The organism is Gilliamella apis (assembly GCF_002142155.1).
In the GTDB taxonomy this organism is placed as follows: Bacteria; Pseudomonadota; Gammaproteobacteria; order Enterobacterales; family Orbaceae; genus Gilliamella; species Gilliamella apis.
Genome location: NZ_NASD01000019.1, coordinates 37191 through 48836 on the forward strand (window position 1 = coordinate 37191; position 11646 = coordinate 48836).

The following is an 11646-nucleotide window of genomic DNA, read 5'->3' on the forward strand; positions in this document are numbered from 1 at the left end:
AGTTGATCTTAGTGGCAAAAAAATATAAGTTAACACTATCTATAAGAATAAACCATGAGTAAAAAAATAGAGTTATTATTAAATCCTTACCGTCAATTAGAAGCATGGTATTTATATTATTTGTATTCTTTAGAGTATGGTGAACGCTGTTTGTCGGCCTTGCAGGCGGTTCATGACAAAATGATAGAGTATGATAGGTTAAATAAAAAACACTATGCCTTTACCTTACAAAAGAGAGCCCTTTATAAATTTTGGATGGATATCCCTATAACCCAATTTATTGATCCCTATTTATCCAACCTCAAAGAAAAGGTACTGTTTAAACGTAAATATCCTAATCAACCAGTAAACTTCATTTCTGGGTTAAGTGATACTTTCATGAGATTTAAAGATGAAAGCCAACATTTTTTTGATGAAGCACAGCCTCAAGGAATAGACCCTGATGCGGTTGGGGAAATTAACGATCTATTAGAAAAGGCTAATACATTAGATAATCGTATTAAACAATTAAGAAGTGATAGAGGTGGCGACCCTGTATTATCTGTTGTTAGAGATTTATTTGATCATAAGGTGCGAGATTATTGGGATGTATTTGTTGCAAAAGATGCCAATAACTCTTTGACCCAATCTTGTTTAATTGAACCAGAAGTTTATCCCAATTATTTAATTCATTGGGCAGAAACCTACCCTACTGGTAGACCTATCACTCATACAGGGGTATGGATGCCTGAACACAACTATATGCCTATGTTTTACTACGATGAGCCTTTAGATGAACTATTAGAAATAGACTATCCGCAAGAAAAAATTATTCTTGGTCCAAAAGAGTATGGTTTAAAACCGACGTTTAACTATAAAACAGAAACTAGTACAAGCCAAGGGAATATGAGAAGCCCTACTATTTGGACCTTTATAGAAGAAATCCCTCCTAATACAGAAGGTATTCCTAATAATCCATTAAGGCTAGAGCACTTGCGTATTCCTCAGCCACAGCAGGATTCATTAATAACTTTGTTGGGTGGCGAAGAAGCATCAGAAAGTGGACTATGGCATTGCCCTAATATGGACAATAACCTATCGGCAAAGCAATATTTTAAGCGTGGCGATATTTTACCAAAAGGCTTCAATAGGATACATGAAGCTTATGTTTGGCATTATCGTCCAGAACAAAATTATAATTGCTCTGAAACCTATCAGGATGTTGTCGAACGGTATAAAAAATTCTATTTCCAATTTAAACAACAGGTTAAATGATAGAGTTGTTTTTTATGAGTGCAATTCCTTAGAAGAGCTACTGGAAGTGAATTACGTTTAGGTTTGCTTCTTTGAGGTAGATATCAGGATATTATCCTAATGAAACACGGTTACATTTACCCTCAAGGGGATACCGGTAATGCCATGCTTTGTTACCGATAGGGGAGATATATAAGGATAAACCTTGAATACCTTTCTTTTGCTTGAGGTTTACTGTTTCGTACCATTGTATCAGACAAAGCCATAGACAATTTCCCCAAACAACAAAACAGAAAAAAGAGTTCAATTATTAAGAGATAAAACTAAAAAATAGTCAAAAATGCAATGTAGCGTTTGTTTATTTCTGTACTATTTAGGCGTGGACTTATAGTACTGATTTATGTCATTGTAAGGATATAGTAACGGCGATTATTAACTGATTTTAAAAGAGAAAAATTCGCAAATTATTTGATTATAAAAGACTAGACATCGTAAATTGGAGCGGGAAACGAGACTCGAATTAAACATATAACCTGCTGTAATTACATAATATTTTTTGCGCTATAAAATTTGATGTACTGAAAAATGTACTCAATTTTTAACACTGTGAAATAGTAACAGATACAGCTTAAAAAACAAGACAAACCGTGATTAAGATATTTTTAGATATCTCTTTAACACAAGAACACAAGGTACAGTTAATGATTACGTTGCATAATATTGTATGATCAACATGAGTTGATATTATACCGATAAAAAAATAGCACGTTTTGCCTAAATTAAATGGACGAATCACTTATTCAAAGATAATATACTGTTTCAAAATGTTAAATAGGGAATGTGTCTTTTAGGTTGAAGCATGGATAATTCATTTAAAAGAAAGACATTATGGCTAAGTTCGTTGGCCTTATTATCTCTAACGTTAATGGCCGATCCTGCTTTAACTTCTCAAGAAATTAGTGATAAACAACTAATCCATCAACAAGAACGACAGAAAGCATTACAAGAAACGTTAACACCAGAAGCCCCCGATATTCGTTTATTACCCGTAAGATCTAAAACAGGTTCTATTACCTTTCCAGAAGAGTCACTTTGTTTTAACATTTCACAGGTTGAATTGTTAGAACGGGATAAATTACCTTGGTATATCCCATTACAAACACTCGCTGATCAAGCCCAAGTGCACTGTTTAGGTTCTGAAGGCATCAATGTCTTGATGACTGAATTACAAAATCGCTTAATTAACTACGGCTATATCACAACTCGCGTGGTTGCACCAGAACAAGATATTACCAGTAGCAAATTAATAGACGTAAATGACTTAATGAATAACTTTAAAAGTGGTGTAAATAAAAAAGACTATTCTTATCTGAATTTACTAGAAAATTCGCCTATTGCTACCGACAAAGATATTTCTAAAACATTTATGTATCATATAAATAATGGTAATTTACCATCACAGTACTATTATATTCTTGGGCATGGAAACTCGGATATACTAGCAGGTTATAATGGAAGTGGAGCACCGATACGCTATCTAAAAACATCTATGCAGCTTTTAAAGTCAGATGTACAAAGTAAAGGATATAATACTGATAAAACGATTATTTTTTTAGCATGTCATTTAGGCAATGGTGTAAGCTCATTTGCAGAACTTTTTAGTCAACTACCTGATGTTGGTACTGTCTATGCCTTTACTGGGTTTGGATGGTTCGGTGGTACACGCCCATTTTGGACGGCAGCGGGTTATAATGTATCTTACAAAGAAACCGATGCGAGCGGAAAAGTTATAAATACTACTATATCGGTATATTCTAAGGCAGTAAAAGGATATTGGAGAATATTTAATAGCGCAACAGCGGTAATAAAAAGCTAATGTATGAGGGAGTAAAAATGGCAAGATTGCTAATATTTCGTCTTTTAATAGTATATATAGCTACTGTACCAACAACTTATGCAGAATATCAACAGATAGTGAAGGAAATACCAATGACCCAAGCAAATACAAAATATTGGACGATAGCTTATGCAATGAAGTTGGTAAAAGAGTCAGCTAATATTTCTTACGGAATAGAGAAACCAGATGCCATCGCTGATCTGGTTGCCCAAAAAAATAAAGGCGATCCTAATGCTCTTTTCGCTTATGCGTATCTATTGCAGTATTACAATACTGCATATGAAAGTTTTCATCTGTCTTATGATGAAGCACATAAAGAGGCTTTTGATATTTTTTGGAAACTGTCAGAACAAGGACACCCGCAATCTTGTGATGAAATCTTGAATTATCGTTTTATTGATATAAAAATCTATAAAAAAATAACCGATCAGCAATTAATCAATAAACAGCTAAATTGTACTGAAGTCGCAATAAAAAATAATTTGGAAAATTATAATAGATATGCAGATATATTGTTATTTGAAGAAAATGCGGATAATGCTTATTCATTTCTAATCACAGAGAGCAAAAATCAAAAAAATTTAGATGCAATGCAGCAAGCGGCTAACTTATATGAAAAATGTGCAAAAGAGACTGGAATTACCTACTGTATAGCTCGTACAGCCGAGTTTTATTATGATGGTATTGGCGTAGAGCAGGATAACATCAAGGCTGCCGCATGGGTAAAGTTAGTGACAGATAGAGAAAATAAAGGCGTTTTTAAAACAATAGATTATGCATATAAAATAAATGATAAATTAAGTCATAATGAGCAAATACAACAATCAGAAGAGTTTCAAAAACTCTATTTAGAACTTCAAAAAATACATAAACGTTTTTAAAATTTCAGACAAACTAAGTAAAGCTACTAAAAAGGAATAAAATAGAAATGGTACTTAAAAAAAACATTTCTATTTAAATGTTTTTCCTAGTCACCCAGTAACCCCACCATTTTTAGTATCAAATATCCAAAATTTAAGATAGGGTCAACAGGTAATTTAAACGTACCGTATCTATGGATTGTTTATACATTCTTGTGCTTTTTGTTGTCCTTGTTGTTCCCACTTATCCAATAAGTCAGCCCATTCCTGCATCATTTTACGCCGTTGACTGACATATTTAGCATGATTATAAGCTCGCTTTACTTCATTCTTTTCTTGATGTGATAACTGTGTTTCAATCCAGTTATCGTTATAATCCATATCATATAAAGCGGTTGAAATGGTGCCTCTTATGCCATGAGAAGTTAGTTTTTTGTGATAACCAATGCGTTTTAACGCCATATTTAATGTGCCGTCAGAGATTGGTTGATCCAGCTTTATTCGTCCACACAATAAATAAGGTTGATGCTGTGAAGCCATTGCAAGTAGCTCTTTGACAATAGCTACGGCTTGATTGGAGAGCGGAATAATATAATCAGGAACATTTTTCCCCTCTCTTACCAAACGCTTAAATTGCTTAATTTCCCCGGCTGGGATGAGCCATATTTTTTTATCCAGATCAAATTGATGAGGCTTTGCAAAACGAACCTAACCCGGCCTAACGCATGTCAACAATAACAATTTAAGTCCTAATTTAGTTTGAATATCACCGGGGTAATTTGCCAATGCAACTAATAATTGAGGAATATCTTCCTTTTCTAAATGTGGATTATTCTGTGCTGGCGGTTTAGGTGACGCAAGATAGCTCATATCAAGCGCAGGATTAACATCAATTAAGCCCTCAAACACAGCATGACGAAATATCTGCGTCAACCATGAGCGAACTTTTTCAGCAATAGATAACTTACCTCGTTTTTCAATTTTACGAATAATTGAAAGTACATCAGCCCTTATTATTTGTTCGATTGGAATAAAGCCAATAATAGGTAAAATATCTTTTTCTAAATAACGATCTATTTGAGTGCGAGTAGAGCCTTTTTTATGGGGTTCATCAGGCCCCAACCTTTTATAATTTAACTCTTTCCATTGGGGAACAAACATTTTAAAGGTCAATGACGCCCTATCTTCTGATTGTTGGGCTTGACTTGTACGACGATGCAGTAACCGAGGGTCTTCACCTTTGGCGATGACGGAACGATATTCATCCCGTTTGATTCTGGCATCTTTAAGTGATAGTTCCGGATATTGACCTAACGAAATGCGAGCTTGTTTGCCCTGCCAGCTAAATCTAAAATGCCAACCTTTACTACCAGAGGGTACGACAAAAAGAGCTAAACCATCGTAATCGATAAGAGTATATGGTTTTTTTGTGGTTTAGCATTACGAATAGCCAATTCTGTTAAAGGCATAATAACACTTCCTTATAAAAATTAGATTAAAAGGCAGAATTATTATATAAAATAAGAACTTCGTTGAATAGTAAAAATGTACTAGCTCTAACTCGTGATGTACTAAAAAATGTACTAATTCTTTGTAGCTGTAGGTACATTTAGGTATATCTTAGTACACTTAAAACAGCACATAACTAATTAAAAATCATCTAGTTATACACTTTAGTACAGTTCCATATATCTTGAAATGGAGCGGGAAACGAGGTTCGAACTCGCGACCTCAACCTTGGCAAGGTTGCGCTCTACCAACTGAGCTATTCCCGCATGAGAGGTGTTTTAAATGGTGCCCGGGGCGAGACTTGAACTCGCACGGCCAAAAAGGCCGAGGGATTTTAAATCCCTTGTGTCTACCGATTTCACCACCCGGGCTCAAAACTTAGTTCTGAAAGGTAACTGCGTTTTGGATGCTGTGCATTTTACCTATCTTATCATTTCAGTCAATAAAAATTTCAAATTAATCGTTTGATTGCTCAATGTTTGACTGATTAGTCGTTAAATTAGGCTATTTTGTCTATTCTTACAAAATTATTTAGCAAACTTAATTATTAAGGCACTGCATAGATAATTTTGCCATCTTTATAAATATGTTTAATCTTCGTCTAATAAATCACTTTGCGCGATCCAAAGATATTGCAACATAGATAATAAAGTTAAGACAGTTGCAATAAGTAGGGCTGCTAGCCCTGCATATATAACCAGATCGCAAGGACGCCAAAGTAACCAAGTTAACGCTGTCATTTGGGCAATAGTTTTAATTTTGCCAATTGAAGATACCGCAACATTATTGCGTTTGCCAATTTCAGCCATCCACTCTCTTAATGCTGAAATGATGATCTCTCGAGAGACGATGATGATCGCTGGAATAGAAATCCACCATGCTTGATAATACTGAGTAATAAGTACCAATGCGATCGTCACCATTATTTTATCGGCGACAGGATCTAAAAAGGCGCCAAATTTGGTGGTTTGACCTAATCGACGGGCGAGGTAACCATCAAAAACATCTGTAACTGCGGCAATTAAGAATAATAATGCCGAAAAAAAGCCAGACCATTCATGAGGAAATAAATAGAATGCCAACACAAAAAAAGGAATAAGTATTACTCGAAATAATGTTAAGAATGTAGGTAAGTTGATTTTCATGTGACATTAGCTCATTTTGTTTTATTAATCAATTGGTTAGTGATAATTAAAAAAACAGTGTTTTCTTACTGATTATGTTGCCTGAAAAATGTTAATTTTTCAATGTGTTATTGCTGTAAATTTAGATAAATTTTTTCAGCTAACGATTTGGATATGCCTTGTACTTGGGCTATTTCATCTATACTAGCATTTTTTAGCTCTCTAAGCCCGCCAAAATGTTTTAATAATGCTTGGCGTCTTTTTCCACCAACGCCTTCTATATGCTCTAACGCACTATCAGTTAATTGTTTAACACCTTTTTTACGCTGACCTACAATCGCATGGTCATGTGATGCGTTACGGATTTGTTGAATTAATAATAGAGCAGGGGAATGATCATCTAAATAATAACCTTTGCCATGAGCTTCAAAGAAGAGTGTTTCTAAACCTTCTTTACGCTCAGCACCTTTAGCCACCCCAATTAAAATAGGATGATGTTTATCCCAGTTTACTTGTAACTTCTCAAATACTTGTAAAGCTTGATTAAGTTGACCTTTTCCACCATCAATAAAGATAATATCAGGGATTTTGTCTTCAGGAAGATCTTTTTTACTATAACGACGAGTTAATACCTGTTCCATTGCTGCATAGTCATCACCAGGTGTGATACCAGTAATATTATAACGACGGAATTCAGATTTAACTGGTCCTTTATCATCAAACACAACACAAGAGGCGATAGTGTTTTTGCCCATAAAATGGCTGATATCAAAACATTCCATTCTATTGATTTTCTCAATTCCCAAAAAGGCTTTTAAAGCATCGTATCTTTGTTTAATAGTTGAGTTTTCTAATAGTTTATTTTTAACTTCTGTTTGAGCATTAACGGTCGCAATATTTAATAATTTAAGATTATCACCTTTCGGTTCATCAACTAATTTAACTTGATGTTCAGCAACAATAGATAACGTCTCTTCCATTGCTTGTTTATCGGACAACGAAAAATTCAGAAGAATTTTCTTTGGAATATTCCTGTTTTGATTACCTTGTAGATAAAATTGTCCTAAAAATGTCTCAATAACTTCTTCAAGTTCAGTATTAGAGGGAACTTTAGGAAAATAAGAACGATGGCCAAATGTTTGTCCATTACGAATAAAAAGTACATAAATACAAGCTAAGCCGAGTTCATAATGAAAACCAATTACATCTAAATTATCATTATTATTGTAGATAGCTTGTTTTTCATTAATGTGTTTGATTGCTTGTAACTGATCACGCAACGCTGCTGCTTTTTCAAAATTAAGCTCACTACTGGCTTTCAACATATCAGCAGTGATTTTTTTTAAGATTTCATCTGACTGTCCAGATAAAAATAACCTAACATAATTCACTTGTTCGTTATAATCTTCGTCGCTGACTAAACCCGGTACACAAGGGCCTAAACAACGTTTAATTTGGTACTGCAAACAAGGACGTGTTCGATTACGATAAGTACTATTAAGACATTGCCTTATCGGAAAAGTTTTTTGTAATAATGCGAGAATTTGTTTAACTGCATAGCCACTCGGGTAAGGGCCAAAAAACTCATCTTTTTTACGATTAACTGCTCCGCGGTATAAAGATAATTGTGGATGGCGTTCTTTACTTAATTTAATAAACGGATAGCTTTTGTCATCTTTAAGTAAAACATTATATCGTGGTTGATATTTTTTGATATAAGTCTGTTCAAGCAAAAGAGCTTCGGTTTCGGTATTGGTGATGGTAAATTCTACTCGATGAATATGACTCACCAATCGATCGGTTTTAATGGTTTTTTTACTACTGTTAAAGTAACTTTTTAAACGATTATTGAGGTCTTTCGCTTTTCCCACATAAATGATGGTATCTTTATCATTAAACATTTGATAGATACCTGGTTTATGTGGGACAGTTTTTAAGAAAGATACAGAATCAAATTGGTTCATATTAATTTTCAAAGGTGAGGGCTTTTTTCTCTATTATCCTCATAATGGTGCTTAAAATACCATTTATCAAGAGGTAGATGAGCCCAGCAACAACAAAAATTGAGAAATCATAGTATTCACCATTTAGTGTATTACTATATCCCATGAGATCCATAACAGGAATCATTGATGCTAATGCGGTTCCCTTAACCACGAAGACAACTTCATTAGAGTAAGTAGACAGTGCACGTTTTAATGCATATGGCATTACAATTTTGAGTGTTTGTCTTTTATTCATGCCTAATGCACTACATGCTTGCCATTGTCCTTGTGGAACAGCTTTTAAAGCACCATAGAAAATTTGAGTAGTGTAAGCTGCACTATTAAGCGTTAATGCTAAATAAGCGCAAAACCATGGCGATGAAATAAATTCATAAAAAGCGGGTACTTTACTTAAAATTTCGCCAAATTGTGAAGGTCCATAATAGATTAAAAAAAGTTGTACCAATAAAGGCGAACCAGTAAAAATAACAATATACCCACGTATCGTTTTAGTTAAAAACTTTGAATTTAAAGATAAAAGGCAAGAAAAAACGATAGCTAAAAAACCAGCTGATAATATGCCTGCGATACTTAAGCTTAAAGTATCAGGTAGACCTTGAAGAATGATTTTTAGATAGTAAATAAAATTATCAGACATAAAATGACCTTACTGACTATTAGCTGATGAAGGTTGTTCAAATTTGGTAGAGCGTTTTTCAATATGAGCAATAACGCGTTGACTTAAAACTGATATTACTAAATAAACAAGCATAGCAATAAAATACCATAAGAAAGGTTGGTTGGTTCTTGCAACAATTGTTTTGGTTTGCATCATTAAATCATCAATCGCTATCGCAGATACAAGGGCGGTATCTTTTAATAAAATTAACCATTGATTACTCAAACCAGGTAATGCATGGCGCCACATTTGCGGCATTATTATGCGGAAAAAAGTACGAGATTTACTAAGACCTAATACTTGAGCTGCTTGTTTTTGCCCACTTGGTATCGCTTTAAATGCTCCACGTAAGGTTTGAGATGCATAAACGGCATAAAGTAAGGATAAAGCAAAAACACCGCATAAAAATGGATCCGGTTGAGTATTTTCAATATTCATTTTTACGGTAAATGATGTAAAGCCAAATGGAATGGTAAAACCATCATCTAATGCCATCAATAACAGCGGTAAACCGGTATAGATTGCCACCACAATTAATAATTCGGGTAAAGCTCGAATAGTTAAATTAAATAGTGACATTAACCATGCAACGGGTTTGAAGGGTACTGATTCTAAAATAGTAAAAATGAACGCAAAAAACATGCCGACAATTAACGATACAAATGCTAATGATAACGTTATTGCGGTTGCTTTAGTTAGCGGCAAAATATACCCATCCATAGAAGAAAGTAACCAGTCGATACCGTGTGCAAAAAAGTCTGACATAAAAAAACCGTAATTAAATTAAAAAAATAAACTCGCCGCAGAGTATGCGGCGAGATCTCAATATACAGATTTTAGTAAATAATATTATTTACTAAACCATTTTTTATAAATAATATCTAATTCACCATTTGCTTTTAATTTATCAATTGCTTGGTTGAATTGTTCAAGTAATTGATCATTGCCTTGACGTAAAGCGATACCTAAGCCTTCACCGAAGAATTCATGATCGGTAATTTTGTCACCCAAAGCAACAATCTCAGCATCCTTACCTAACCATTCTCCAGCAACAAATGAGCTTGAAACAATAGCATCAATACGTTTTGCTTTTAAATCTAGAAAAGCAAATTGATAGCTATCATAACTTACTGCTTTGACATCAGGGTACTTTTCATTTAAGTATTTTGAATACGTTGTACCTTTTTGAATACCAACTTTTTTACCTTTCAATTGATCAAGACTGGTTAATGAGTCTTTCAAAGTAATAAATTGAATTGAGCTATCATCATAGTAGATTTTAGTAAATGCAACTTGTTTTTGACGCTCTGGAGTAACATCAATACCAGCAATTGCCGCATCAATTCGACGAGTTTTAAGGCTAGGAATTAAACCATCAAATGATTGATTAACAATTTTGCAAGATACTTTCATTTCTTCACAAAGCTTATTCATAACGTCAATATCGAAACCAACAATTTCATTTTTATCATTAGTAAATTCGAAAGGTGCATAGGTTGCTTCGGTACCAATAGTTAATGTTTCTGCTGCTTGAGCTGCAAAAGCAGAGCCTGCAAGTAAAATAGCTAGTAATGTTTTTTTCATATTTCCACCCAATCTGGTTTTAATTAATGTTAATGTGATAAGTAAGCTTTAAACTCTTCGGTTTTTGGATGAGCAAAACACTCAAGTTGTCCCTGTTCAATAATCTTACCTTGTTCCATGTAAATCACTTGTGAAGCAACTTTACGTGCAAAATCGACTTCATGAGTAACAATAATTTGTGTAATTCCGGTTTGTGACAGTTCATTAATAATCTCAGCAATTTGTGATGTAATTGCTGGATCTAATGCCGCTGTTGGTTCATCAAATAACAAAATTTTCGGCTCCATCATTAATGCTCTAGCAATAGCAACTCGTTGCTGTTGGCCTCCAGAAAGATGGAGAGGGTAGCGATGCGCCATTTCATCAATTTGTAGACGAGCTAAGATTGACATAGCTTTATCACTAGCTTCTTGTTTTGATAATTTTAATACTTGGCATGGCGCTTCAATCAAATTTTCCAAAACGGTCAAATGTGGCCATAGGTTGTAATTTTGAAAAACCATACCGACATTTTTACGTAATGTTCGAATTGTTGATTCACTTATTTTTTGCGAAAAATCGAAATGCGAATCAGCAATGGTCATTTCACCTGATGTAGGAATTTCAAGTAAATTAAAAACTTTCAACAAAGAACTTTTACCTGCACCGCTCTGACCAAGTAAAACAATTGTTTCACCTAAAGGGTAACATAAAGAAACGTCGTTCAATGCCTGATGTGTACCATAAAAACAATTAATATGGCTTAATTCAATATTCATTAGTATTAGATAAATTG

General features: G+C 34.1%; 11 protein-coding genes, 2 tRNA genes and 1 pseudogene. 3 read left to right on the forward strand and 11 right to left on the reverse strand.

The window, feature by feature from the left end:
• The first annotated feature begins 54 nt into the window (after positions 1-54).
• The 3 genes from B6C84_RS09005 to B6C84_RS09015 all read left to right on the forward strand — a co-directional run bounded on the left by B6C84_RS09005 (position 55) and on the right by B6C84_RS09015 (position 4011).
• Positions 55-1254 carry a hypothetical protein gene (locus B6C84_RS09005; RefSeq protein ID WP_086288211.1) on the forward strand — a complete coding sequence of 400 codons (1200 nt, stop codon included), beginning with the start codon at positions 55-57 and terminating at the stop codon, positions 1252-1254.
• Between the two features lie 880 nt (positions 1255-2134).
• Positions 2135-3109 carry a POTRA domain-containing protein gene (locus B6C84_RS09010; RefSeq protein WP_217332148.1) on the forward strand — a complete coding sequence of 325 codons (975 nt, stop codon included), beginning with the start codon at positions 2135-2137 and terminating at the stop codon, positions 3107-3109.
• A gap of 17 nt (positions 3110-3126) precedes the next feature.
• Positions 3127-4011 carry a hypothetical protein gene (locus tag B6C84_RS09015; RefSeq protein ID WP_086361340.1) on the forward strand — a complete coding sequence of 295 codons (885 nt, stop codon included), beginning with the start codon at positions 3127-3129 and terminating at the stop codon, positions 4009-4011.
• Between the two features lie 171 nt (positions 4012-4182).
• Here the strand turns inward: B6C84_RS09015 and B6C84_RS09020 are convergent, their stop codons facing one another.
• The 11 genes and pseudogenes from B6C84_RS09020 to artP form a co-directional block, all read right to left on the reverse strand.
• Positions 4183-4668, reverse strand: a complete 486-nt coding sequence (locus B6C84_RS09020; protein WP_086288217.1) for a tyrosine-type recombinase/integrase — start codon at positions 4666-4668, stop codon at positions 4183-4185.
• Positions 4669-4698: 30 nt separating this feature from the next.
• Positions 4699-5151: a tyrosine-type recombinase/integrase gene (locus B6C84_RS11715; protein ID WP_244893531.1), complete on the reverse strand. Its 453-nt coding sequence runs from the start codon at positions 5149-5151 to the stop codon at positions 4699-4701.
• Positions 5152-5220: 69 nt separating this feature from the next.
• Positions 5221-5400, reverse strand: a pseudogene (locus tag B6C84_RS11835) (Arm DNA-binding domain-containing protein); the annotation flags it as partial.
• Between the two features lie 289 nt (positions 5401-5689).
• A tRNA-Gly gene (locus tag B6C84_RS09030) sits at positions 5690-5765 on the reverse strand.
• Between the two features lie 17 nt (positions 5766-5782).
• Positions 5783-5870, reverse strand: a tRNA-Leu gene (locus B6C84_RS09035).
• A gap of 219 nt (positions 5871-6089) precedes the next feature.
• Complete coding sequence (gene pgsA, locus B6C84_RS09040; RefSeq protein ID WP_065578773.1) at positions 6090-6644, reverse strand: CDP-diacylglycerol--glycerol-3-phosphate 3-phosphatidyltransferase; 555 nt, start codon at positions 6642-6644, stop codon at positions 6090-6092.
• Positions 6645-6751: 107 nt separating this feature from the next.
• On the reverse strand, positions 6752-8587 hold the full coding sequence (gene uvrC / locus B6C84_RS09045) for an excinuclease ABC subunit UvrC (protein ID WP_086354160.1): 1836 nt from the start codon (positions 8585-8587) through the stop codon (positions 6752-6754).
• 1 nt (position 8588) lies between these two features.
• Entirely contained in the window at positions 8589-9266 is a 678-nt protein-coding gene (artM, locus tag B6C84_RS09050; protein ID WP_086354161.1) for an arginine ABC transporter permease ArtM, read from the reverse strand.
• A gap of 9 nt (positions 9267-9275) precedes the next feature.
• On the reverse strand, positions 9276-10052 hold the full coding sequence (gene artQ / locus B6C84_RS09055; RefSeq protein WP_217332149.1) for an arginine ABC transporter permease ArtQ: 777 nt from the start codon (positions 10050-10052) through the stop codon (positions 9276-9278).
• 84 nt (positions 10053-10136) lie between these two features.
• Entirely contained in the window at positions 10137-10871 is a 735-nt protein-coding gene (locus tag B6C84_RS09060; protein WP_065612946.1) for a transporter substrate-binding domain-containing protein, read from the reverse strand.
• 29 nt (positions 10872-10900) lie between these two features.
• On the reverse strand, positions 10901-11629 hold the full coding sequence (gene artP, locus B6C84_RS09065; protein ID WP_065578769.1) for an arginine ABC transporter ATP-binding protein ArtP: 729 nt from the start codon (positions 11627-11629) through the stop codon (positions 10901-10903).
• Positions 11630-11646 lie beyond the last annotated feature (17 nt).